This window comes from Chromobacterium vaccinii (assembly GCF_000971335.1).
Lineage (GTDB): Bacteria > Pseudomonadota > Gammaproteobacteria > Burkholderiales > Chromobacteriaceae > Chromobacterium > Chromobacterium vaccinii.
This window is the reverse complement of sequence record NZ_JZJL01000034.1, coordinates 1-24,337: the sequence shown is the minus strand read 5'-3', so window position 1 is coordinate 24,337 and position 24,337 is coordinate 1. Positions and strand designations below refer to the sequence as shown.

Annotated in this window: 23 protein-coding genes and 1 pseudogene; all 24 read right to left on the bottom strand. The window is 66.0% G+C overall.

Annotation, left to right across the window (positions count from 1 at the left end):
• Nucleotides 1-5: 5 nt before the first annotated feature.
• Entirely contained in the window at nt 6-1,373 is a 1,368-nt protein-coding gene (locus VL52_RS15945; protein ID WP_046157947.1) for a hypothetical protein, read from the bottom strand.
• Complete coding sequence (locus VL52_RS15940; RefSeq protein ID WP_046157946.1) at nt 1,373-1,948, bottom strand: phage tail protein; 576 nt, start codon at nt 1,946-1,948, stop codon at nt 1,373-1,375. The genes VL52_RS15945 and VL52_RS15940 overlap by 1 nt, the downstream gene beginning before the upstream one ends.
• Nucleotides 1,949-2,626: 678 nt before the next feature.
• Nucleotides 2,627-3,061 (bottom strand): hypothetical protein, encoded by a 435-nt coding sequence (locus tag VL52_RS24700; RefSeq protein ID WP_144410295.1) that lies wholly within the window; start codon nt 3,059-3,061, stop codon nt 2,627-2,629.
• A gap of 10 nt (nt 3,062-3,071) precedes the next feature.
• Nucleotides 3,072-3,815: a hypothetical protein gene (locus VL52_RS24695; RefSeq protein WP_144410294.1), complete on the bottom strand. Its 744-nt coding sequence runs from the start codon at nt 3,813-3,815 to the stop codon at nt 3,072-3,074.
• A 100-nt stretch (nt 3,816-3,915) separates the two neighbouring features.
• Nucleotides 3,916-4,662, bottom strand: coding sequence for a phage tail-collar fiber domain-containing protein (locus tag VL52_RS15935; protein WP_144410293.1), 747 nt, complete (start codon nt 4,660-4,662; stop codon nt 3,916-3,918).
• Complete coding sequence (locus tag VL52_RS23455; protein ID WP_052729346.1) at nt 4,659-5,360, bottom strand: phage tail protein I; 702 nt, start codon at nt 5,358-5,360, stop codon at nt 4,659-4,661. Before VL52_RS23455 ends, VL52_RS15935 begins: the two co-directional genes overlap by 4 nt.
• The gene (locus VL52_RS15925) at nt 5,353-6,519 is read right to left on the bottom strand and encodes a baseplate assembly protein (RefSeq protein ID WP_046157945.1); all 1,167 of its coding nucleotides are present in this window, start codon (nt 6,517-6,519) and stop codon (nt 5,353-5,355) included. The genes VL52_RS23455 and VL52_RS15925 overlap by 8 nt, the downstream gene beginning before the upstream one ends.
• Before the next feature lie 16 nt (nt 6,520-6,535).
• On the bottom strand, nt 6,536-6,928 hold the full coding sequence (locus VL52_RS15920) for a GPW/gp25 family protein (RefSeq protein WP_021476611.1): 393 nt from the start codon (nt 6,926-6,928) through the stop codon (nt 6,536-6,538).
• Nucleotides 6,929-7,141: 213 nt separating this feature from the next.
• On the bottom strand, nt 7,142-7,819 hold the full coding sequence (locus tag VL52_RS15915) for a hypothetical protein (RefSeq protein ID WP_046157979.1): 678 nt from the start codon (nt 7,817-7,819) through the stop codon (nt 7,142-7,144).
• A 12-nt stretch (nt 7,820-7,831) separates the two neighbouring features.
• Complete coding sequence (locus VL52_RS24690) at nt 7,832-9,424, bottom strand: hypothetical protein (RefSeq protein WP_144408888.1); 1,593 nt, start codon at nt 9,422-9,424, stop codon at nt 7,832-7,834.
• A gap of 13 nt (nt 9,425-9,437) precedes the next feature.
• Complete coding sequence (locus VL52_RS15900) at nt 9,438-9,731, bottom strand: hypothetical protein (RefSeq protein WP_021476606.1); 294 nt, start codon at nt 9,729-9,731, stop codon at nt 9,438-9,440.
• Between the two features lie 10 nt (nt 9,732-9,741).
• Entirely contained in the window at nt 9,742-10,950 is a 1,209-nt protein-coding gene (locus tag VL52_RS15895; protein ID WP_046157943.1) for a hypothetical protein, read from the bottom strand.
• 9 nt (nt 10,951-10,959) lie between these two features.
• Entirely contained in the window at nt 10,960-12,900 is a 1,941-nt protein-coding gene (locus tag VL52_RS15890) for a DUF4815 domain-containing protein (protein WP_052729344.1), read from the bottom strand.
• An 11-nt stretch (nt 12,901-12,911) separates the two neighbouring features.
• Nucleotides 12,912-13,394 carry a BW3TFN family phage tail fiber component gene (locus tag VL52_RS15885; RefSeq protein WP_046157942.1) on the bottom strand — a complete coding sequence of 161 codons (483 nt, stop codon included), beginning with the start codon at nt 13,392-13,394 and terminating at the stop codon, nt 12,912-12,914.
• A gap of 13 nt (nt 13,395-13,407) precedes the next feature.
• The gene (locus VL52_RS23445; protein WP_052729343.1) at nt 13,408-14,736 is read right to left on the bottom strand and encodes a phage tail protein; all 1,329 of its coding nucleotides are present in this window, start codon (nt 14,734-14,736) and stop codon (nt 13,408-13,410) included.
• Nucleotides 14,729-16,018 (bottom strand): baseplate J/gp47 family protein, encoded by a 1,290-nt coding sequence (locus tag VL52_RS15875; protein WP_082113792.1) that lies wholly within the window; start codon nt 16,016-16,018, stop codon nt 14,729-14,731. Before VL52_RS15875 ends, VL52_RS23445 begins: the two co-directional genes overlap by 8 nt.
• Nucleotides 16,019-16,278: 260 nt before the next feature.
• A complete protein-coding gene (locus VL52_RS15870; protein WP_046157941.1) occupies nt 16,279-17,007 on the bottom strand; it encodes a phage tail protein I in 729 nt (242 codons plus the stop codon).
• Between the two features lie 86 nt (nt 17,008-17,093).
• A complete protein-coding gene (locus VL52_RS23440) occupies nt 17,094-17,693 on the bottom strand; it encodes a hypothetical protein (RefSeq protein ID WP_052729341.1) in 600 nt (199 codons plus the stop codon).
• Between the two features lie 15 nt (nt 17,694-17,708).
• Nucleotides 17,709-19,634: a phage tail-collar fiber domain-containing protein gene (locus VL52_RS23435; RefSeq protein WP_052729340.1), complete on the bottom strand. Its 1,926-nt coding sequence runs from the start codon at nt 19,632-19,634 to the stop codon at nt 17,709-17,711.
• 41 nt (nt 19,635-19,675) lie between these two features.
• Nucleotides 19,676-20,353, bottom strand: a complete 678-nt coding sequence (locus tag VL52_RS15855) for a phage baseplate assembly protein V (protein WP_046157940.1) — start codon at nt 20,351-20,353, stop codon at nt 19,676-19,678.
• Nucleotides 20,350-21,396, bottom strand: coding sequence for a phage late control D family protein (locus tag VL52_RS15850; RefSeq protein WP_046157939.1), 1,047 nt, complete (start codon nt 21,394-21,396; stop codon nt 20,350-20,352). Before VL52_RS15850 ends, VL52_RS15855 begins: the two co-directional genes overlap by 4 nt.
• Nucleotides 21,393-21,608, bottom strand: a complete 216-nt coding sequence (locus VL52_RS15845) for a tail protein X (protein WP_046157938.1) — start codon at nt 21,606-21,608, stop codon at nt 21,393-21,395. Before VL52_RS15845 ends, VL52_RS15850 begins: the two co-directional genes overlap by 4 nt.
• A 3-nt stretch (nt 21,609-21,611) precedes the next feature.
• Complete coding sequence (locus VL52_RS15840) at nt 21,612-22,526, bottom strand: phage tail protein (RefSeq protein ID WP_052717717.1); 915 nt, start codon at nt 22,524-22,526, stop codon at nt 21,612-21,614.
• 31 nt (nt 22,527-22,557) lie between these two features.
• Nucleotides 22,558-24,337, bottom strand: a pseudogene (locus VL52_RS25040) (hypothetical protein); the annotation flags it as partial.

Genomic DNA, 24,337 nt, shown 5'->3' with positions numbered 1-24,337 from the left:
CCTCCTCAGCACGAGACCATATAGTTCTGATTAAACGGCACCGCCAAATATGGCAAAGCCATATAAACCTCCACATCCCCCTCGCCAACCCCCAAAGAAAATTGGGCACCACCTAGCGCTGTCACTCTTGAAATACTAACCATACCAGAATATCGATACCAGCCATCAGGAGCTGCCGCGGTCATTTTCGAATCAATGACCACCACCCCTGGATTAAATTGCATCCCTTTACTATCCCACATATAACCGGCATCGGAACCCAAGCCTATACTACCTCTAGCCACAAAAAACCAAGCAGAAAAATAAACGAGATTAGTTGAAAGAGGCAGTTTCACCCCCATAAAAACCGATCTAAAACCCGGGGTACGCGGCTGGTTTGGTGCCGTAATTTTCATAATGCCACCATTTAGCATGCCCCCCCAACCACCTGACAGCCCGCCTCTCTCACTCCGTCCACCCATATAATTCACGCCAAACCAGAATGGGCTATCCGGTGTTGCATTCGCTGGAGCGCTGGCTGTTGCGTTAGCCGGCTTCGTATCCGTATATGGTCCCTCATACCCTTTAGAGTAGGGATGGACTGCTTTAATCATCACCCCTCCCCCAATGACACTGAACCCCGCCGGAATTACGTTTTCATCAATTTGAGTCATATGGCTATTGGCAATTAAGTTTGGCGGCATCAAACTCACTACGCTACCGACTGCGCTATTCAAATCCGACTTACTTGCCGCATCGACAATGCCGTACCCCGCCAGCGTCGTCGCCTTGTCCGCCTTGCCCCCCAGCTTGCCGTCCACCGTCGCCGAGTACTTGGGGTCGTTGTTCACCGCGGCAGCCAGCTCCTGCAGCGTGTTCAAGTTGGCCGGCGCGCCGGCCACCAGGCCATTAACCGCAGTTTGCAAATCGTTCTTGCTGGCGGCATCGCCGATGCCATACCCCGCCAGCGTGGTCGGCTTGCCGGTGGATATCTTGTTCCAGTCGTGCGCCGGCACGTCGTCGCCGGTCATTTGCCGGCCTGCGGTGACCCGTCCTTTCCCATCCACGGTCACCATGCCGTAGCTGCCCGGCGCCACGCCGCTATCGCGCAGGGTCATCGCCGCGCTGGCGTTGCCGCTGCCATCGAACATCACGTTCCAATTGCCGTCGCCAGTCATCGCGATGTTGCGCGGCGTTTTCAGCCTATCGGCGAACTCCGCCACCAGCGCGCCGGAAACCAGATCATCGATCTGTTTTTTCAGATAGGCGGTGCGGTTGGCCAGCTGCTTGGCTTGCACGTTGTCCACCCCATCCGGCCCGGCCAATACCGGGTCGGAGGTTTCCAGTTGATAAATACCCGGTTCCCAGGCGGATTTTTCTTGCAGATTGGCCATCAGGCAGTCCCTCGGTTGAATTGCTTGTTGCGGCGGATGACGCCGTTGTGGCGGTTGGCCACAGCTTGGTACTCCAGGCTGGCCAGCTGGCAGCGCGCCGGCGCGTACAGCGCCAGCATGCGGCGCAGCTGGGCGGCCTGGTCGTTGGTGATGGGCTGGTTCAGCAGCACCCGGTATTGGTTCCAGCTGTTCGGGTCGCCATGGACGTAGTAGCCGTTGCGGCGGATGAGGCCGTCGCGGCGCTGGCCGGCCAGGCCCTCGATCAGCCCAACCTCGCCCAGGCCCAGGCGGCGGATCACCTCGCGTATCGCCCACGGCGTGCCCTTGTAGCGGTGCAGCTCGTTGGCGCTGTGCAACAACGCGCGGCGGGCATCGTCGGACTCGGCCAGCGTCCAGCCTTCCTCGCCGTGGATATGGAATTGCTCGGCCAAGAGCGGCAACACGTCCGGCTGCACAGTGTCGATCAGGTTGACCAGGAACACCGACAGATCAAGGCCCGACACCCGCTCGGTGAGCCGGGACAGCGGCCCGAAGCGCTGGTCGCGCGCCAGGATGGAGGGAACGGCGTCAGTCATCGCTCTCGCCTCCTGGCTGGGAATATCCGCCCGTCGCCGCTTGACGGCGCGGGCGAAGGCCGGGTTGCAGATGCATGGAGACCTCCTTGTGTTTGAACGGGGATGAGAGGTGGGACGGAGCGCCTGCGCGGTCCGCGAATGGGAAGGGAGCAATGGCGGCGGAACGGCCGCCGGAGAGGATTCAGCGAACGTGCATAGCCACGCGCAGCACGGCCAGCGAACGGAAGCGGCAGCTCAGCCGAGCGGGCTCTGGCTGGCTAGGCGCTTGAGGGCGGGATGGTTGATCGGATTGGGAAGACGGGGAGGACGCGCGCGCATCGGGCGCGGAGGAATGGGAGGGGAACATGGATGGGCTCCTGGAAGCCGAGAGAGGAGAAATATCGAAGTGGTGCGCACCAAAACGGTGGCAGAGAATACAAAAGGGAAGATCAGAGGAAGATTGCGTATCCAACTCGAGGGATGAGCAAGACAGAGTGTAAAGGCTAGGAGATTATAAAGACAAGTTTGGAAAGCAGGAGAGGAAGCCACCGAGCACAGGAACGAGCCCAGTGGCAGCAATACTATTTATATCCAAGACCTCTAGTTAAGTGATTAGAAAAGACTTTTCACACTCAATTGATTCGAATTATCAAACCCAAAGCTCTAGTTTAATTAATCGCCAAGCAGAGCCAGAATAATTCAAGCAGTCACCTTGCTGAATGCAGTCTGTAGAGCCAATAGCGCTTCAGAGTGATTTAAAGATTCCTCGATCTCAGCACGCCCTGTTTTTAAAATTTCACTCAGCTCAGACAACAGCAGTCTAACTTTATTAGCGCGTCCTACAATATCGTCCGCGGCACTACGAGCTGACATACCTTTCTCATCAGCCCATGCTTGAATCAAAATAGGTGGCACACTCTGATAGTTACTGGAAACGAATGCCAATGCAGCAGTTTCTGCCGCATAGGCATCAATCCAGCCAAATGCTTCTCTTATCGCCAGTTGCCGACGTTCAGAAACAAACTGGTTCAATCTTTGGCACAAACCGACATGCAGAGCAGGCAGCGGCATATCCTCTGCTTCGTAACCAATGTATTTTTCACCATCATACACAACATTTATCTTCCCAAACATATCTTATCCCTCAAAAAACATCAATATTAGTCAGAACCCAATTCAATGTGCTAGGCAATGTGCCGCCAGAAACTCCATAAACGTACTTTCCCTTCAAATTCTCAGAGAACTTCACCGATGACCCTACGAATGCAATAGCAGCGCCACCAGAATTAACCAACCACCCTTTAAAATCATCTGGAGCAAAAACAGTTGAGTTCCACAACTTAACCTGCATAACAGGTTGCCCACCCCAAGCTACCGAAGAAAAAAGACTTGTATAGCCAAAATTCATCTTATCAGGCTCATCCCCGACGACACTCGGCAACTTAAAATCTATGTTACCGACAGATACTGATGCGCCAAAATCAAACGAAAATCCAGATAGGATCCTGATCCTCTCACCATTGTAAAGATAGTCACAATACTTAACTGTATATTTCTTTCTATCACCAACACCAATGATATAAAGAAACTTTCCATTGACAGCAATACGCCTATCAGCCACATAATCACTATTCAAAAACACTACCGCCCCACCACCAAAAGGTGTGGCATTAAGCGCCGCCTCAATACTGAAAAATGGTGAACTTTCACTCCCATTATTTTTATCATCGCCTTTAGCTTGATCAACATACCAAGTTTTCAGCAAATTAGGCACAGCAGCCACCGCCTTCAACACAGACTGATCAATCTCATTCTTTTTGCCATTAAACGTAGAAATCAACCCATTCGTCGCCGTCACCAACTCGGCGATTTTTCCTTCCAAACTCATAATCATCCCCTGAGGTTAGGTACATCAAAACAGTGCGATATCCTGGCGATACCGGAGAAACTCCATCCAAACTCGGCTCGCCATTTTTATGTATTGGTATTCAACCTGCCTGCCGCGCCAGCTTGCGTTGCAAGATGGCTTGGGCCTGCTCCTGGCTGCGCAGCCAGTTGTCGCGGACCACTCCGCGCCGGGATTCGTCGATTTGGGCGGCGGCGACCGCCGCCATCCATTCCTGCCACTCCAGGCGCGCGGCCTGTTGCTGGGCCTCCATCCGGGACAGCTGCTGCTGCAGCAGATCCAACTGGCGGTTGAACACCTGCTGTTGCCGGTCCTGCGCTTGCAGCTGGTCGTCCCGCGCCACGCCGCGTCCTGCTTCGTCTATCTGCGCGCTTGCCAAGGCAGCCAGCTCGCCCGCCAGGCTCAGATTCAGGCCCGCCCCGGTGGACTGCACGGTCACGCAGTCTGCCGGCACGCCGGACAGCGCCAGGTCGTAGGCCAGCAGCAGCTGCATGCCGGCCTGCTTATAGGCCAGGGCTTGAGTGGGGTGGGACCAGATGGCCAGCGGCTGGCCGCTTTCCAGAATGAAGGCGACTTCGCGGATCCAGAACTCCTTGTCGTCGTCGGCCAGCGCGGTGAGATGCAGCTGGCGCGGGCCTTCGCTCCTGCCGTCGGCGATCGGGTAGCGGGCGCGCTCGCGCTTGAGCGTGGTCTGGCCGGCGCTGGGCGCGTAGCTGGCGTCGCCGAGGGCGACGTGGGTGATCCTCAGCTGGACGCCGTCTCGGCTGGCCAGCTGAATGGCGGCCAGGCCGCTATCCAGAATGATGGGGATCAGCGGGGTGCTGCTCATCGGTTTACCTCCATATTGGCGCGCACCACGGCCAGCGGCTGGATGGCCCCGGCCAGGCGCAGCGTTGCGAAAAACGGCTTGGCCGGCGGCGGCTCGCAGGCGGCTTGCGCCCGCCGCAGCGCGCGGCCCTGCAAGGCGCCGGCCAGCCGCAGCGGCTGGTCGAACGCGGCGCCCAGCCGGAAGCGGTAGGCGCTGCGCGCCGGCTTCACCTGGTCCACCATGCGCCGCAGGCGGCGATACAGCTCGGCGTTCAGCACCGGTTCGCCCGGCATCAGGTTGTCGTTGACCCAGGCCATCAGATCGAAGGTGTGGGGCTGGCCGGCCTGCTTTTCCTGCCACCACTCGGTCAATTTCACCTGCACGCCCAGTACCCGGAACACCTCGTTCACCGCCCACGGCGTGCCCTTGTAGCGATGCAGTTCGATCGCGCGCTTGATCAGCTCGCGCTGCTGCGTCTCGCCGGCGGCCAGCAGCCAGCCTTCGTCGCCGGACACGTGGAACTGCTCGGCCAGCAGCGGCAGCAGCCTGGGCTGCGCGCAATCCACCAGGTTGACCAGCAGATCCAGGGTGTCGAAACGGCCTTGCGTCTGCGGATTGGCCTCGTCCCCGCGCGGCACGCCCAGGCGGCGGGTCAGCTCGGCCAGCGGGCCGAAGCGGGCGTCCCGCGCCAACAGGCCCGGCGTCGCGTCCTTAGCCATTGTTGAGGCTGTCCACGGTCAGGCCCGCGATGCCGTTGGTGCAGTGCGCCCAGCCGTAGGACGGCACTTTCTGGACGGCGGCCGGCTGCTGCAGATTCACCTGGTACACGCCCGGCACCGACAGCGCCGCCACCAGCTGCGACGGCACGATGTCGTTGCCCAGCTTGGCCTGCTGGGTTTGCAGGTAGGCTTGCAGCGCATCCTGCGCGCGCTGCAGCACCTGCTTGGCGTCGGAGCCGGCATAGAGCTGCAAGCTGGCCGCCACCTGGTAGGCGAACTCCACCGGCGGCTTCACCGACACCCTGTCGGTCAGCGGCCGCACGCGATCGGCGCTGCAGGTGTTGGCTACCTTGGCCCGCAGGTCGTCGCTGGGCAGCCCGCCGCTCACCAGCGGATACAGCCAGACTTCGCCCGGCTGCGGCACATCCTCCGGTTTGCCGCCCTCTTCCAGATTGTTGGCGCTGACCACCGCCACATCGACGATGCTTTGGTCGGCGCGCAGCGCGTGGTGGCGATAGGCGGCGGCGCTGCCTGCCACGCTGAACGACTCCGGCGCCAGGCGGATGCGCTGGCGCAGCCGCTCGTCGTCCTCGGCGTCGGCGCCGCCGGCGCTGACTTCCGTGTTCCTGACGGCCACGCTCACGCTCAGGTCGTCCACCAGCTGGTTGATGGCGCCCGGCTCCTGGCCGTTGCCGTCCATGCCCGGCTCCACCGCCACCACGGCCAGCGTCACCGGCACCTCCTGGTCTTTCAGGATGTTCACCACCGCCTCATCGATGGTCTGGAACTGGATGTCGCCGCGGCCGGCCACCAGCGTCTGCCGCTTGATGACCACCGTCTGCGGAGCGCCGGCCGCGAAGGTGAAGCTCACCTTGCTGCGCGCCGGCTGCGCCGGCAAGCGGGTGACGCCCACCAGCTCGCCCAGGTAGTCCAGCATCGGCGCGCGGGCGAAGGCCACCAGGTTTTGCCGCCCGGCGTCATTGAAGGCGGCGCGGGCCACGCTTTCGCGGTAGGCGATCAGGTCGATCAGCAGCCGCTCCACCTGGCCCGGATACAGCGTCTTGCCGGCCATGTTCTGGTAGGCGGTGATCAGCTCGTTGGTGATTTGCTGCGGATCGTCGTCGATAAACTTCGGAAGGTCGGTCGTCGTCTGATTCATGGCTCTTGTCCTAGATTCACAGCCTGAGTTCGGTTTCGCGGATCACGCCGTCGGCCAGCTTCCATTGCGCGCACAAGTGCGCGCCGCCGTCGGCCTCGATGCTGAACAGCACCTTCAGCAGCTGGATGCGCGGCTCGCCGTACAGCGGATGGCTGATCGCCGCCACCGCCTCCCGCACCACATGCGGGCGGGCGCGGTCCACCGGGTAATCCAGATAGCGAAACAGGTCGCTGCCGAACTCCGGCCGCAACGGATCGCTGCCCTTGGGCGTGCCCAGGATGATCCGCAAGGCCTGGTGGATGTCGTCCAGGTTCTCGACGATGTCGGCGACGCCGGCGCCGGGTCTGGCATCGCGCGGCTGCAGCGCCGGCTGCCAGTGCAGGGATGAGATGTCGGTTAGCTGTGTCATGGCCTTATGGTGCCAAAGCGCCGCCGGCGGGGCTTTTAAACCGGATTAGGAACGGAGTGGAAACCCGCCCGTTTTCAGCGGGGGTGGCGGCGGCGCTTGGAGGAGAGTGGGTTGAGTCCGCCATCCGGATGCGGACGGGCTGGGGAAATGGCGCGCCCCGTTAAAAAAGGCGCGCCGGACAAGGCGAAGGAACAGATGAGCGGGATGGTCCGATCAGACCGCGGCCGGGCCGCTGGCCAGCACTTCGGCGGCCCGGCCCTTGCCGATCAGGCCGGCGGCCTCCAGCGCCTGGACGCCGTTCTGGGTGACCGCGTCATCCAGGCTGATGTCGCGCGCCAGGGTGAAGCGCTCCCACCAGGGCCGCAGCGCCGGATTGTCGCCGAAGGCCTTGAGCATCGCCTGGATCTCCGCGTCGGTGAAGCGCGCCATGAACTGCTTGTGCGTCATCCGGCGCGGAGCGGCGACAGCGACGTCGACCGCCCAGACGAAAGCCTGGACGCTCGCCGCGTCGGTCAGCGCGTCCACCGCCTGCTCGGCGGCGTTGGACGAGCGGCGGATCGCCTCGCGCTCGGCCAGCGCCGCGTCCACCTCGGCCAGGGTGCCCCAGCCGGCGGCCTCGCGCTCGCGGGCGCGTTGCAGCTTCCAATCATCGGCCTCGATCAGGTGGGCGGCCTCCAGCTTGATGCGGGCCTTGCGGGCCGATTTGGCCTGTTTGAGGAACGCTGACGGGTCGCGGACTAGACCCTTGCCGTCATAGGCCCACTCGGCGATGTCTGCCGACTGGAAGTCCTCCGGCAGATCCAGCAGTAGTTGATTTTTTTCCGCCGTCGCGCCGGCGTTGGCGATGCCAACGATGGCGTTGACGTTGAGATCGATGATCGCTTTTTGCATGTCGGCCATTCCTTAGTTCATGTTCACCACGTAAGCCTGGAACGGGAAATTGCTGGTCCAGGTGTAATGGCACAGGTTGTTGTAGGCCCTCACCCGAGGGGCCCAAGCGTTGGTGGTAGTGAATACATCGTCGCCAGCGCCGGAACCGCCAGCCAAGGTACGCATGTAGTTCGTGTCGTTGCCGCTGGCATTTTTCACGCGCAGCGTCATGCTCTTGCCGCTGACAAAGACGGCGGTGAGGTTGGATGGGTTGTTGTTCATCATGCTGACCTGCGGATGAGTCTGCAGCGCATCGAGCACCGCCGAAGGCGCGTTCTGGATCGCGGCCAGAGCCGTGGCGCTGGCCCAGATGGCGGCGCGGGCGACCGCGGAACTGAGCAAGGCGGACATCGTTGCCGCAGATGCGGCAACGACCGTCATCGCAGGTTGGGACGCCACCACCGCAGCCATCGCCGTCGGCGATGCCAACACCGCAGCCATCGCTGTCGGCGATGCGATCACCGAAGCCATCGCTGTCGATGCTATCGCCGTCATTGCAACCGACGACAACGACGCCGCCGCCATCGCCGCCGATGATGCAACCATCACCGCCATTGCAACCGATGATGTCGCCACTGCCGTCATCGCAGCCAGCGATGCGACTACGGCCGCCAACGCAGCAGGGGTCACCACCACCGCCGCCATCACAGCCTGCGATGCCGCCATTGCATTCATCGCCGTTGACGATCCCGCCACAGCAGCCATCGCCACCGGCGACGCCACCACCGCGGCTATCGCCGCTGGCGAGGCCAACGCCGCCGACATCGCGATTGACGATGCCGCCACTGCCGTCATGGCCACCGATGACGCCACTACCGCGGCCATTGCCGCTGACGATGCGACCACCGCAGCCATCGCGCTTGACGATGCCGCCAAGGCTGCCATCGCAGTCGGCGACGACACGACGATCGCCCACGCAGACAGGTTAGCCAGCAAAACAGACATCGCCGTCGATGATGTCGCGACTGCTGCCATCGCAACCGGCGACGACACGACGCTCGTCCACGCCGACGCGTTCGCCAGCAAGGCTGCCATCCCGGTCGTCGACGCCGCCATCGCGGCCATCGCCGTCGACGACACCGCCACGACCGCCATCGCCGCCGGAGAGGCGATCACGGCGACCATGGCCACCGCGCTGGCGGCCACCGCCTTCATCGCGGTGGCATTGCCAAGCAGCAGATTGGTGATAGGCGCATTGCCGACGATGGCCGTCATCGCCGGCGCGCTGCCGGCGACCGCGCTCATCGCCGTCGGACTGTCGGCGACGCCGGCCATGATGGCGGCGCTGGAGACGATGGACGGCATCACGCCGGCGGAGGCCAGCTGCTGCTCGAAGCGCGCGCGGTTCCCCGCCTGCTGCAGATAGTTTTCCAGCGCGGCGCCGTTCATGTCGCGCAAGTAGTCGATGTCCTGCAGATCCAGGCTGCTGACCAGGCTGTGCGCCCTGAGCAGCGCCGACTGCATCACCAGATCGGTGGCGCCGGCGTTGCCGAGATCGGCGCCCAGCAGCTGGCTTTTGATCCGCGCCAGGTATTGCGCGCGGTACTCCTGCAAATCTTTTGACATGGTTCCTCCGGGTTTACAGGCCCGCGCCGGCCAGCGCAGTCAGAGTTAACAGCTGGGCGTCGACCGCGTTTTTGCGATCGACGAACTGGGCGGCGGCGGCATCGATGTCGCTGCGGGCGCGCTTGAAGGCGGCCACCAGTTCCTGCACGGTGTCCAGGTTGAGGTCGTCGCTGGACAACAGCGCGTCCAGGCTGGCCATCTTCTGGTCCAGCGCCGTGAAGGCGTCGCGTATGCGCAGCACGTCCTCGGCCAGGCTGTTGCCGGGATTCGGCAGCGGCAGGTTCAGATGGGGGGTCTGATTGTCCATCTGCCCTCCCTTACAGCACGATCACGCGCAGATTGCGCACGCGCGGCCGGGCGGCGCTGTTGCCGGACAGGGTCAGCTTGACCCGGAGCATCGCCTCGCTGATGGAAGCCAGCTCGTGCGTCATTTCCATCCAGCCATCGCCCAGCGGCTTGCTGCCCTGGTAGGCCACGGCCTGGAAAACATCGCCGTCGTCGATGCCGGAGGCGGCAGCCGTCACGCTGGCGCCGGCCGGGATCAGCGCGTCGAACACCACCCGCACCCGGGCGTTGACGCCGGCCGGAATGGCGCGGCTGACGTAGTCGGCGCTCTGCGCGATCTGGCCGCTGACCAGCTGGGTGCCGGGGAACAGCACCGGGGACGCGCTCTCGGTGCCGAGCAGGCGGGCCGAGACGCCAACCTGCCCGCTCAGCGGGGCCGGCAGGCGCACCGGCTGGCCGTCGGCCACCTGCACCGCGCTGCCGTCGGGCAGGCCCAGGCTGTATTCGACGCGGGCGGCGGCGGACGGGCTGTCGGACAGCGACAGCAGCATCAGGTCGGTGGCGTTCTTCACGTCGATCTTGCCTAGGTCTACCGTTCTGGCGGTCACCGCGTAGCTGGCGGCCAACAGGCGGAAGGCCATGTCGCGGTCCTGATGCGCGGTCCAGCTGCTGGCGTTGCTGGACGACAGCAGCACGCCCACCTGGTAAGGCTGGCTGGTCACCCAGCGGCTGGCGCTGTTGTCCCACTTGCCCAGCTCGGCGATGGCCAGCGCGGCGTCGGCGTCGTCGCACAGCACCACCAGCGCGTATTCGACGCTGCCCTGCAGGTTCACCGGCGCGGCGAACTGGATGCGGGTGGGGCCGGACAGGACGATGTCGGCCGGCTGCAGATGCGCTTCGGCCAGCACCGAGCGGGACGGCACGCCGGTGGTGGTTTCGCGGATCTGCACCGCCACCGGGCTGGCGCCCTTGGCGGTGAACCACAGCTCGATGCCGCCCAGCTGGGTGTCGGCGTTCAGCGTGAAGGTCTGCGCCAGCGGGTCCACCTGCCAGCGGGTTTCGGTGATGCGGGTGATCTGCCGGCGCAGCTCGGTCTGCAGCTCGCCCTGGCCGACGAAGACCGCCTCGCCGCGGCTGCCGCCGGCGCCGACGAACTCGACGCGCTTGACGCCGGCCGGCACGCCGGGCGGGATGGTGAACTTGCCGGCGAGCAGGCCGGCGCTATTGGCATTGAGAGGCATGGTTTCTCCTTACTGGGCGGCGGGCGCGACGCTGATGCCGTCGAACTTTAGGCTGGACAGGGCTTCGTTGGGGCCGAAGCCGGACACGTTGAAACGCACCTCGATGGAGCGCAGGGTTTCGATCGGCTTGCGGCTGGTGGACAGCAGCGCGTCGGTGGTGGTCTGGCTGACGCTGGAGCGGTTGCCGCTGCCCACCGTCAGGCGCTCGGTCAGCGGGCTGGCCCAGCTGGTCTGCAGCTCGGTCCAACGGTCCAGCGCAGGGGTCAGCGTCACCGCGGCCGGCAGCGGGTCGAAGGCGAGATAGGGGTTGATCTTCATGCTGCCGGTGCGCATCGGCTGCTCCAGCGCCGGAACCAGGCTGAAGGCCAGACTGGTCCGGTCGGACACATCGTTGGGCACCGAAGCGGCGCTGGCGGCGATGGGCAGGGTCAGCTCGCCGCCGACGATGGCTGCGGCCTGGACGATGCCGGCGTCGCGCATGCCGTCGGACAGGAAAGGATCGACGAACAGGCCCTTCTTGGCGCCGGCTTCGCGCAGTTGGGCGTCCGAAGTCAGCCGCTGCTGGGCGATCAGCTCGGCCATGCGGTCCAGCCGGCCTTGCAGCCCGGCCAGGTCGGACATCGGCACCACCCGCACGCCGTCATTGCTGACCGCGCGGTCCCGGGTCCAGGTCTGGACAATGGAGGCCAGCGGCAGCAAGGACGCCGGCACCGCCGGCGGCTGCGGATTCCAGTCGGCGGCCACGCCCTTGATCCACACCAGCTCGCCGTCTGCGCCGATGGCCAGGCGGTCGATGCGCGGCAGTTTCTGGCTGTAGCTGACCAGCACCAGGGTGCCGGCCACCGCGCCCTCCACGGTGAAGCCGGCGGCGTCGGACTGTGTGGGCTGCGCCGCGGCGATGAACTGGTAGCGGACCGTGTAGGTGCTGCCCGGCGCCGGCTCGTTGCCCGGCAGGCTCCAGTCCAGCTTGCCGGCGCTGAGCTTGTAATCGGTGCCGGCCGCATAAACGGTGCCGCCCTGCTTCACTTCCAGCACCGAGATCACGGAAGTGTCCGGCAGCGGGTCCTGGGCGCCGGTATAGCCGCCATGGGTCAGCGTGGCGGTGACTTCCTTGGTGATGCGCACTTGGCTGATCAGGGCGATGGGCGCGCGGTCGACATTGATGCGCTGGGCGCCGGCGCTGGCGCTGGTATGCGGCTCGCTGTCGATGGGCCGCAAATCGGCCGCGGCCGGATAGACCACGCGCCGCGAGGTGCTGAGCTCCACGCCGTAGCCGTTGACGCGGGCGCGGCCCTCGCTGACGGTGTAGACCTGCTCGCCGCCGGGCAGATCGGCGGCGGCGGCCACGGCCAGGCCGGACACCACATAGGAGCCGCCCGAGCTGTCGCGGTCATAGCGCGCCAGCGCCTGGGTGACGCCGTCCAGCTGCGGCGGCGGCTCCTTGGCGCGCAGCACGCCGTTTTCCACCTGGTAGACCGGGAAGAACTCGCCGGCCTGGCCGTCGCCGGCGAAACCCCACACCGCCTCCACCTTCAGCCGCGCGGCGCCGGCTTCCTGATAGTTGCGCGCGCCCACCGCCGGATCGCGCAGGCTGGGGTCTTCCAGCTCGGTCACCACCGACTCCTGCAGATACAGGCCGATGGCGACCACGCCGACCACGGGAATCGTCAACTGCTTGGGCGCCACGCCGCGCACCGCGCCCTTCAGATAGACGGCGCCGGCCTCGCAAACGGCCTGGCCGCTGTCGGCATGGACGACGACGCGGGCGTCGCGCACCACGTTGCCGTCGCGGAACATCGCGTCGGCCACGCCCTGGATGCGGGCGGACAGACTGGACTGGACTTCATTGAACTCGGCCGCTTGCACCGCATAGCTCGCCCGGAACAGGTGGGCGTCGAAATGCTTGGCCGGATCGAAACGGTTGTAGTAACCGTCTGGCATGTTGGACATGGCTGCAATCCTTACAGGGAGATGACGTGTTCGAAGGTTTCGCGGGTGGCCGGCGAACGGTGGATGGGGGTGATGCGCTCCAGCGCGACCAGGATGCCGGGGGCGGCGATCTGGTCCGGCGTGAAGTAGCGCTGGCCGGCCGGCAGATCGGGCTGGGTCTTGCTGCCGGCGAAAACGGCCACTTCGCGGATCACCGCGGCCGGCGCGTCGCCGAACTCGAAGGCGATGCGCAGCAGCAAATGGCGCGTCGGATCGTTGGAAACGCGGTAGCGGCCGGTGGGGACGACGATTTCGCCGGCCGGGTCTTCGGTGACGAAGCGCACCTCGGTGATCAGGCGGCGGCCCACTTCCGACACCAGCGCCGTGGCGTCTATCGGTTCGGGAACGGGCTTGTCGTCCCAGGCCGCCTGGCCGATGCCCCAGGCGAAATGCAGGGTCTGGGACGCCAGCGCGGCAGCCAGCGCGGCGCGACCGCTATGGGTCAGGGTTGCCATAAGCTTGTTTTCCTCAGGTGGTTAAGGTTTGGTGGGTGAGAGAGAGATCGCCGCGCCAGCGCCGGTCATCCCAGCGGCCGCGCCAGCCATAGTGGTCGGCGCGCGGGCCAAGTCCGGCGGTGTCGCCGGTAGTCAGCCGGTACTCCAGCCGCCAACCGGTGGACTCGGCCAGCGGCCGGTCCGACCAGCGCAGGCCGCCGTCCATCCGGATCGCGCCGCGCCAGTCGATCTGGCCGGTGTGCAACGAACGTCGGGTGGTGCGCGCGCCCATCGCGTCGCCATCGTCGGGCCGGACTGCCGCCAGGCCGTGCGCCGCCACCTCGACCGCCTCGATGACCAGACGCGTTCGGCCGGGGTTGAAATCGGACAATTTGCATGCGGAGTCGGACCAGATGAAGCGCCCGGACGAGGTTTCGGCCCAGCCGCCGAAGCGGGTGTTCGGCTCGCCCAGCCGCGTGTCGCCGGACAGCACCAGCGCGGCGCGGGCGGTGCGCCGGTGCGGCGTCATCGGCAGCCAGCGTCCCCATGTTCTGTCGTCCCAGCCGCCAGTCCAGCTTGGCGAAGGCGGGTTGCCGGCCAGGATGACCGGATCGCGCAATCCCTCCTTGTTGCCCAGGCCGATCAGGCGGCTGCGCATCACCGGATGGTTGAGCACCGGCGCGTCGCCGAAGTGGGCGGTGCCATAGCGCAGCATGTCCGGGTAGAGCGTGCGCGACGCATGCGCGCGCCGGCGCCCCAGCCCGGTGGCCGCCGCCGGGCAAGCCGCGGACAGCGGCCGCCGCCGGCCAAAACTCAGCTGCACGCCGTCCCGCCACACGCCGGAATCGTCCGACAGGAAGGCATCCGACCAGCGGTCGCCGCTCGACGCGTTCAGCACGCGGCGGTCGTAGCCGCCGTACAGCCGCGCCAGGTGCGAGCGGGCCGGCGCGGCGAAACGGGCCAGCTCCAGCACCGTCAGCAAGGCGTCGCCGTCCACCGGCGCGTCCAGTTCCAGCTGGAATTCCGCCCAGCGGGTGGCCGGCGCGGCGGCGTCCTCCACCTTGGCCGCATAACCCGCCCACGACAGCGCGGCCTCCACCGACCAAGGCGAGCCCTTGGCCCGGTGCCACGCCGCCGACTCCTTGATCGCGCGCCGCTTGGCCGCGTCATCGGGCAGGTAGGCCCACAACGGGCCGACCACGTTGAATTGCTCGGCCAGCAGAGGCAGGAGCTCGGCCGGGGTCTGGTCGATCAGGTAGATCAGCGCCGGCGACAGGTCGAAGCCGGCGCTGCGCGCCGACAGCGCGTCGAAAGCCCGGCCGCGCGTATCGCCCGCCAGCGGCGGAACCAGCAGCTCAGCCATCGCTCACCATCCTTCCCAGCGTCACCTCCACCGCCGCGCAGCGCGGCCATTGAGACGACGACAGCACCCGCTTGTCGGCCGGCTCCAGCACGCGCACGTCGTACAAGCCGTCGATGTCGTGCAGCGTGGTCTTGATCTGCGACGGCACGATGTCGCCGCCCAGCCGGCGGGCCAGGTTGGCCGCGTATCCCTGGCAGCGCTCCTTCGCCATCCGGCACACCAGATCCGGGATGCGGGTGGTCAGCACGTCCACTTCCAGCCGGATCGCGTAATCCACCACCTCGGCCGGAACCACCTCTATCCTGTCGTTGATCATGCGGGCCTTGTCGTCCGCCAGCGCCGTCTGGACGCGGCGCAGGGTTTCGGCCGACGGCGCGCCGTCTTTCCCCAGCACCACCACCTGCACCGTGCCGTCCGGACGCGGCGAAATCACCCGCACATCCGCCGCGTCGGCCGCCGCCGTCATCGCCGTCAGCCGGTAGCGGTTGGCCGAGCCCCAGGAATAGGCTTCCGGCGCCAGCCGGATGCGCTGGCGCAGATGCTCGTCGTCCTCCGCCTCCGCCCCGCCCCGGGGCTTCTCCGCCCCGGCCACCTCCACCTTGACTCCGGGATCATCCAGCAGCTGGTTGAGATCGCCCGCCTGCGGCAGATTGCCCGCCTCGCCCGGCACGGTGGCCTCCACCTCGCAGGCCAGATCCTGCGGCTTGTCCGTCAGATTCACCGCCAGCGGGGCGGTGGTCTGGAACTGAACCGCGGCGCTGCCGGCGATGCGCGCGCCGGCGGGCAGAATCACTTGCTTCGGCCCGCCGTCGACATAGGCCGGAAAGGTCAGCGTCACCCGCGCCGCCGCCGCCTGGGCCGGCTGGCGCGCCACGCCCACCAGCTCGCCCAGGTAATCCAGCATCGGCGCGCGGGCGAAGGCCACCAGGTTTTGCCGCCCGGCGTCGTTGAAGGCGGCGCGCGCCAGGCTTTCGCGGTAGGCGAACAAATCGATCAACAGCTGTTCCACCTGACCCGGATACAGCCGCTTGCCGGCCATGTCCTGATAGGTCGCGGCCATCTGGGCGGCGACGGTTTTGGGATCGTCGTCGATGAATTTGGGCAGGTCGGCGGTGGCGAGTCCGGGCTGGCGGTTGGCCAGCATTTCCGTCAGCAGCTGCTCCATCTGTTTCGGGTACTGCTGCCGGCCGCCCAGTTTCAGATAGGCGTCGGCCATGGCGCTGGCGGCGGCGGCCGGATCGACCATGGGCAAGTCGGGCAGATCGGGAAGGTTCGGGCTCATGGACGGGTCCTTGTCGGTTGGCTTACAGCCTAAGAGCTGCTAACAAAACCTCGCAGAGAACCTGAGCCAAGGCGCGCCGGCGCAGGCAGTACCCGCCCGTACGACAAGGAGGCGCAACGCAGGATCAGGGGTTTTGTTAGCGGGTCTACGTTCGATTTCGTGGATCACGCCGCCGGCTGCCGGAGCAGCCGCGGTATGCCGGTCGTCGTTATCGTCACGTCATATTTGCAGGTTGCCGCGGCCGCGGCTTTTGAAGCGATTTAGGAAATCAGTTGAAGCGGGCGCGGATAGAGCGTGACCGCCTCCCGACACGGCAGGCCCATGCACCAGCGCAGCGGGATCCCGCCGTCCAGCCGCGTCCTCTGCCAAGGCAGAACCGTGACGGTCTCGACACCACCATGGGCCGCGCCCAGGCGCAGCGGCCCTTGTTGGCGCAGCTCGCGCCGCGCCTGCGGATACACGCTGGCCACCTCGCCGCCGGCGGAAACGGCGGCGACCACGGGCAGCCGCTCGCGCAGCTCCACCCGCAGGTCCAGGCTCTCCAGCCGGGAACGGGCATTGCGGTACTGGTCCAGCATCTGGCGCAAGGCCTGGTAGGTGGCCTCGCCCAGGCCGCGGCCGGACAAATCGAGATCGACCTTGAAATGGAAGGGCCGGCCCTGGTATTCGAACCACTCGCTGATCCTCCCATCCAGGCCCAGCGTGGCCAATACCCGCTGCAGCGCCCAGCGCGTGCCCTTGTAGCGGTGCAGTTCTATCGCCTGCTTGATCAGATCGCGCCGCTGCGCTTCGCCGCCGGCCAGCTGCCAGCCCTCGTCGCCGGCCACGTGCAGCTGTTCGGCCAGCAAGGGCAGAAAATCGGCCTCCACCTGGTCCACCAGGTAAACCAGGAAAGGCGCCAGATCGATGCGCTGCAAGCGCCGGCTCAGCTCGGCCAGCGGCGACAGCCGCGTGTCGCCGGCCAGCGCATTGGGAGTGATGTCGGTCATTGGATAACCTTGGGAAGGACGCGCCGGCCGGATGGCCGGGCATGGGGAAAACAGAAAACCGGCGGCGCGCGGCCGCCGGTCGGGGATCAAGCGCCCCGGGAAAACAGCTTGAGGGAGGAACGCCAGAAACCGCCGGCATTGACCGCATCGCCAGCCGGCGCGGCCAGCGCGTCCGGCGATTCGGCCAGTTGCCGCAGCTTGGCCAGCGCGTCCTCGGCCGCCACGCGCGCGGCATCGGCGTCGACAGCGTTGCGCACCGCCTCCTTGCCCGCCAGGCGCAGCGCCCGGATCGCGTACAGCGCCTGGTCGCCGGCGGCGGCCTTGGCCAGGATGCCGTCCGCCGCGTCCTTGCCGGACAGGCCTTTGGCGCTGGCCCAGGCCTGCACCGCCGGCGGCGCATCACCCTTGCAGCCGCCGTCTTTATAGGACTGGGCCTCGGCGGCGGCCTGCCGGTATTCCAGCGCGCGCAGCTCGCTGCCGACATAAAACTGGCTGGCGGCGTCGGCGGCGGCGTCAATATTCCGCAGCAGGCGCGGCAACAGCTGCGCCGGACTTTCCGCCGGTTCCGGCATGTTGCCCTCATCCAGCCAAGCCTGATAATCGGCCCAAAAGCGGTGGCCCTGCGGAATGTGCGCGCCATCTTCGATGCGGATGATCACATCCGTGCGATCGGTCAATCGATACATGATCTTATTCTCCGTTTACAGTTCGGCGTCGGCGGTCCAGCGGGTTAACAACGTTGCATCATTCACATTAACCGGCGTAAAAGCCGGATTGCCCCAAGTAAAACCATTTCTGAAATCGTCGCCGCTATAGTTGTAAAGTAATTTGACTGAAATCGGCCCCGAGCTATATATATTGGTCGCGTTATAAGTCAATGCCTGCCCTGCCACCTGAGTATCGGGATTAAAGAAGAAAACCGAAGTCGGCCCACGCTTACTCTGCCGATAAGCCACCCATCCCATGTTGTCGTCGCCTCCCACAAAACGAGCCACTGCATAGCTTGTTTCGTAATAACGCTGGCACAGTGCGAGCTCCTCTGCCGGAGCACGTCGCTCGTACAATGTCGCCACCGGCCCCTCCTCCAATTGCACCTGAGCGATATCGAACACGCCGGTTTGCGGGCCAGCGATGGCGCTATGCGCCGGCAACACCGTGCTGTATGACACGCCGAAAAACACCGAAAGATAATCATCGCCATTCGGGCCGATGGTCTTGCCTTGGATCGATGGCGAAGTGAAAGTGAAGCTGTAGCGCTGCCAGCCCGTTCCCAGCTGGATCGGCGTTTCATTCTGCGCACGGGCGATGGGGGAAACGCCATCGCCGCTGCCGAAGCCTTGCTCGACATAGAACAGAATGGTTTTGGCCGCATCGGCCTTGGCCCAGAAACTCAAGGTCATGGTCTTGCCGGAAAAGCGGCGAACCCCCTCCACCCGCTGAGTGATCTGACAGTATTCGCGCGCGGGGGCCGCCGGCACCTTGGTCACCGCGATACGCAGGAAATTGGCCGCTCCGCCCAACGCATCGGTATCCGCCGCACTGGCGACGACTTTGGAAACAGTCACACCTGACAAACCCGGCGGCACGCCCAGATCCAGGCACCAGCGGTCCGCAGAACCGTAACCGCTGACGGTCTGGCTCACCCCGCGCTGCCAAACGTCGAAACCGCCGTTGATCAGCGCATTCCGCCGGTAAGCCTGGATCGGGAAGGTCTGAGCCGGGTCGAAGGCCACCAGCTGCGAGCCGCCCAGCACCTCGCCGCGCGCACCCACCGTCACCCGGTTGTAGCTGCCGGCGGTGACGCCGGTGCGGCCGGAGACCCGCTCGAAGGAAAGCGGCGTATTGCCCAGCTCCACCGGCGCGCCGGCGTCCAGCAATTGCCAGATCGAACCGCCGTTGGCCGCGCCCCGCTCCACCGCGACGAACAAGCCCGGCGTCACTTCCAGGCTGATGTTGGCGTCGGCGGCGCGCGCCCAGCTGCCGGCGCCTGCTACATAGATGCCGTTGTCGGCGCCGGCGGCCTGGTTCTTGGCCAGCACCCGATCGCCCAACTGCAGCGCGACGCCGTCCACCGTCTGCAAGCCGGTCAATACAATGGGACCGGTGGTCGCGGCGCGGACCGACGGCTTGCCGTCCAGCTTGGCCAGCTCCTCGGCGATGCGCGCGTCGACGCTGCCGCGGGTGGCCAGCACCACGCTCGGGTCCACCATCAGCGTCACCACCGCGGCGTTGGATACTTCCAGGATCATCCTCACGTAGAGCTGCTTATTGGCGCCGTCGGCCAGCACCGGCTTGTAGCTCTCAGGGAACTTGCCGACCGCGAACAGCGCGCCGTCGGCGTCGAACACGCCCACTTCGCGGATGGTGAAGCCGCCCACCTGGTCCGGGATCACCAGCTCGGCGACGATCCAGCTGGGGTTGGCCGGATCGGTGGACAGGTGGTTGAGCCCGGCGCGCCAGGCCTCGCTTTTCAGCGCGGTCTGGCTTTCGGTCGGCGTGTAGTACGCGCCGTTGTCGCCCTCGCCCACCGCCATCTGGCTGAGCTTCAGCGGCGCGCCGCCGCTGGCTGCGGCGGCCAGCTTGGCCTTGCCGACGGCGGTGAGCAGGGTGAAGAAATCGTTGTTCATCATGGTCTCCAGTCAAACTGCGAATAAGATGGCGCCGCAGCTCAGAGCGGCGGGCTGGTCGGACCGTGCGCGCCCATGTGGTTGTGGCCCACCAGGCTCTTGCCGCTGGCGGTGACGTCGCCGCTGACGCTGACGCTGCCCGTTACAGTGGCGCCGCCGCCGCCCGAAACCGCCAGGCCGCCCTTGCCGGTGATCGCGCCCTGCACCGTCAGCGTGCCGCTGATCTCGGTGGCCGGCGCGTTGATGCTGACCTTGCTCCCGGCCTTGACGGTGACGGTCTGGCCGCCGTCTATGGTGATGCTGGAGGCGGCCTTGATCAGCACGTCGGCCTGGGTGTCCACCACCACGTGCTTGACCCCGCCGTTGACGGTCAGCTGGTTCTGCTGCCGGTCGTACTCCAGCACCGCGCCGTCGGCGAAGCGGCGCTGCCATTTATCCTCGCTCGCCACCGGCACCGCGTCCGCCTCGGAATAGATGGCGCCCAGCACCACGCCGTCCTCGCCGCGGGCGTCCATCAGCACCGCCACCTGTTCGCCGATGTCCGGCAGCCAATAGTCCTTGTCCTTCAGGCTCTTGCGGCTGAGAACCGGCAGCCAGGCGGTCAGCAGCTGGCCCAGCTCCGGCAGCCGCACCCGCACCCGCTGGGTGGGAGCGTCATGCTCGGCCACGCTGCCGAATTTCAGCGTCGCCAGCGCGTCGGGCAGGGAAACGTCGTTCATTTCTTCTCCTTGGCCGCGGCGGGCGCCGCGCGTTTCAGGTCCAGTTCGCAGATATAACCTTCCTGTCGCGACAGGCGGTGGCGGGCCCGCTCGATCAGGTAGCGGCCGGACAGCTTGCCGAAGCCGGACAACTCCACGTTGCGGCCGGCGGCCAGCTGCGGCGAGCCGTCCACGGTGACGCTCATCTCGGTACGCGCCAGTTGGCGGCGCTCCATCTCTGCCTTGGCCTGCAGCTCCGCCTGCGCCCGTCCGCCCGACTTGCGGGTGAGCTTGACCACGTCGGCGCTGCTGGCCTTGCCGCCGGGCGAGCGCGCGTCGGCGCCCACCCGCGCCGTCTGCAGCTTGCGCTTGTGCGGGTCGTGGTAGCTGACCTCCACCGCGCTGGGCACCTGCGACAGCTGGTCGCGCGCGCGCCAGGCGATCAGGTCCGACGGCGCGAACTGGCGCACGCTGGCGGACGCCACCAGCTCGGCGCGCTTCCAGAACACCAGCTTGCGGTTGTTGTCCATCACCTTGCAGACATAGCCGTAGTGGCTGGACACCCGCAGCAGGAATTGCAGGTCGGTTTCGTGGTACTGGGTCAGGCGCTCGATTTCGACATCCTCGATCTTGCCTTCCAGCTTCATGCCGTGGCGCTTGGCGATCCGCTGCGCCAGCGCCTGCAGCGTCAGCTTGTCGTAGGCGCGGCCCTCCGGCGTGCGCAGCGGATGCTGGACGCCGGTGGCCAGCGCGCGGATGTGGACCACCGACGGCGGCGCGCTGTAATCGACCTCGTCCACGTCGAAGCTGCCCAGCGCCACCAGCGCCGCGCCGCGGTAGCCCAGCTTGAAGTCCAGCGTCGCGCCCTTGTCCGGGTACCAGCCGTTCAGCCAGCGACCGTCGCAGTCTTCCAGTTCCACCTCCAGCTCGTCCGACTCTCCGGACAGATGGTCGGTGTAGCTGATGTTGAGCGCGTACTGGGCGATGTCGGCAGTGATGGACTTGCCGTTGTAGCTGAGCTCGAACGCCGGCGCCGCCACGTCCTGGATGCGACTGTCGGTCATGAGCGCCTCCACGGCGGCAGCTCATCCAGCGCCGCCTCGTCGCGCGCCTCCAGCAGCGGGATGGCCAGCTGGGTGCCGGCCGGCAGCGTCTCGCTGATCGGCGCCTGCGGATTGGCGGCGATCAGCATCACCATCTGGCCGACGTCGCCGTAATAGCGCCAGGCGATCTGGTCCCAGCGCTCCCCTTCCTGACAGATGTGCTTGAGAAACATGGTTCACTCCAGAATGCGGCGCAGCACCGCTTTGGCGGCCAACTTCGCCATCTCGATGTCGCGGGCTGGCCAGTTTTTGTCGATGTCGCGGACCGTCGCCTCCGCCTTGCCCAGCTTGTCGGCGACGTTGTCCAGCGTGCAGCCCTGCATCGTTTCGGCCAGCGCGCCAAGCTGGCGGCCCATGGCCTGAAACTGCGGGATCAGCGGCTTGATGCTCTCAGCCAGCCGCGAATACGGCTGGATGAACTGGTTCAGTCGCTCCACGCCCTGGGCGATGCCCGGCACCGCCGTCTGCACATCCTTCAGCACGCCCGGCACCCGTCCCAGCGCCGACAGCGGATCGCGCCGCGCCAGGTCTTTCAGCTCGCGCACATCGTTGACCACCTTGCGCGCCTGCACCGCCATGGTCTTGGCCTGGGACAGCGCCTTGCTCAGGCCGGACAGGTCCGGCTTGAAGCCGGCGCCGGCCAGCGACTGCTGCAGCTTGGCCTGCGGCAAGCCGCTGACGCTGCCCAGCAGGCCAGGCTTGGGCGACGGCGCCGCCTGGCCGCGGAATTCGCGCAGCGACAGCTGCGCCTCCACCGCCAGCAGATTGCCGGTGCGGTCGCTCTGGCGGCCGGTGCTGGTCAGCTCGGTGATCACGAAATGGCCTTTGTGATCGCCATTGCCCAGCACCAATGCCAGCGCCTGGTGCGTCTGGCGGGCGGCGTGCAGCCGCTGCAGCTCGGCGTCCGGCTGGCAATAGGCGGCGTGCAGCACCAGATCGATGCGGACCTCGTCCAGACGATCGCCGACGAACTGCAGCACCGGTTTGCCGCCTATCCGCGCGTGCTCGGCGTAATCGCTGCCGCCGCGCTGCTCCAGGCCGTCGAAATAACTGATCAGGTCGAACTCGATGTCACCCAGTACTGCGTACATCGTTTGCTCCTTTCTTCATGGATGCGTCTCCTCAACCCCGCGCCGCGTAGCTGCGCCGCTGACGGTCCGCCTCGTAGCGCTTCATCATTCGTTCGAACTCGGCGAAAGACTGCTGCATCGCCTGTTGCGCCTGCTGCTTGACGCCGGCCGACGCCGCGCCGTTGATGGTGATCTGCGGCGAGAAGGTGATGTTGAACACGGCGGCCGGACCGGCGGGCTTGGCCGCGGCCTTGTTGGCCGTCTGCTGGATGCGTCGCAGCTGTTGCGCCTGCTGCGCCTGAGCGGCCGGCTTGGCAGCGGGTTTGGGGACAGGTTTGGCTGGCGCCGCCGGCTTGGGAACCGCCACCGGCTTGGGCGGGATCGCCCGCTTGGGCACTGCCACCGGCTTCGGCGCGGCGCCCGGCTTGCCTGCCCAGTTGCCTATCTTCTCGCCCAGCCATTCGCCGCCCTTCTGCCCCAGCCAGCTGCCCACCTGCCGGCCGACAAAGGTGCCGACGCCGGGCAACAGCATGGTGCCGATGGCTGCGCCGGCCGCGCCGCCGGCCAAGGCCCCGGCGGTGCCGCCCAGCGTCTTGCCGTAGGCGGCCGCCTTGGCCTGCGGGCTCAGACTGGATCGGCTGGTGGACAGCAGATCCATGCCCACGCCCAGCAGATCGGCCTTGCCGATCAAACTCTTCAAGCCCTTTCCGCCCTTGCTCAGCGCTTTGAGTCCCGTGTTCAGCAAGCCGCCGCCGGACTTGGGCAGCTTCAATCCGGACAGCAAACTCTTGCTCTTGCCCGGCAGGCCGCGCGCTTCCTTCAGCGCATTGCCAGGCTTGACCGATGGTTTCGCCGCCGGCTTGGACGCGGCTTTAGGCTTGGCGGGAGACTCGGCCTTGGGAACCGGCTTGGCCCTTGTCTTGGGCTGGGGTTTGGAGGCCCCGCCGGTTTTCGGCGTTTTGGCCGCTGGCTTGGCGGCCGGGCGCTTTTTCCCCTTCCCGTCCTTGCCCCCGGCTTTGGCGCCAGGGTCGCCGCCGGAGTCATCGCCGGCCAACAAGGTGCCGGCGGCTGCCATCGCCTTTTGGAAAACGTTGCCGGACGCGCCGGAGTAAGCGCGCATGGCCTTGCCCGCCATCCCGCCGGCCTTGGACACGGTCTTGCCCAGTTCCTCCAGCTGTCCCAGCCCGCCCAATAGCGAATCGACGCTGGGCAGCACTCCGCCCAGCTTGGCGTTGAGCTTGCCGTGGAGGAAGTCCAGCGCCTCGCGCCCCTCGCCCTTGGACAACGCGGCACGCAGTCTGCCGCTGGCGTCGGCCACCACCGCGCCGCCGCGCTTGGCATAGTCGGCCGCGCCGGTCAGGCTCTTGCCGGCGTTGCCCGGTTTCAGGTCGGACCACTTGACGCCGTCCAGGCTGCGCAGCGTCGCGCCGGCCAGCTGGCCGCTTTTGGATACCACCTGGCCCACGGTCTCGGCGGTCTTGAGGCCGCCCAGTATCTTGTCGACGCTGGGCAATTTGCCGCCCAAGGCCTTGTCGAGCCTGCCGTGGACGAAGTCCAGCGCTTCGCGCCCTTCGCCCTTGGACAAGGCGGCATGCAGCTTGCCGCTGGCGTCGGCGATCACCGCCCCGCCGCGCTTGGCGTAGTCGGCCTTGCCGAGCAAGCTCTTGCCGGCGTCGCCCGGCTTGAGATCGGACCACTTGACGCCGTCCAGGCTGCGCAGCGCGGCGCCGGCCAGCTGGCCGCTCTTGGACACTACCTGGCCCACCGTCTCGGCGGTCTTGAGGCCGCCCAGGATTTTTTCGACGCTGGGCAGCTTGCCGCCCAAGGCCTTG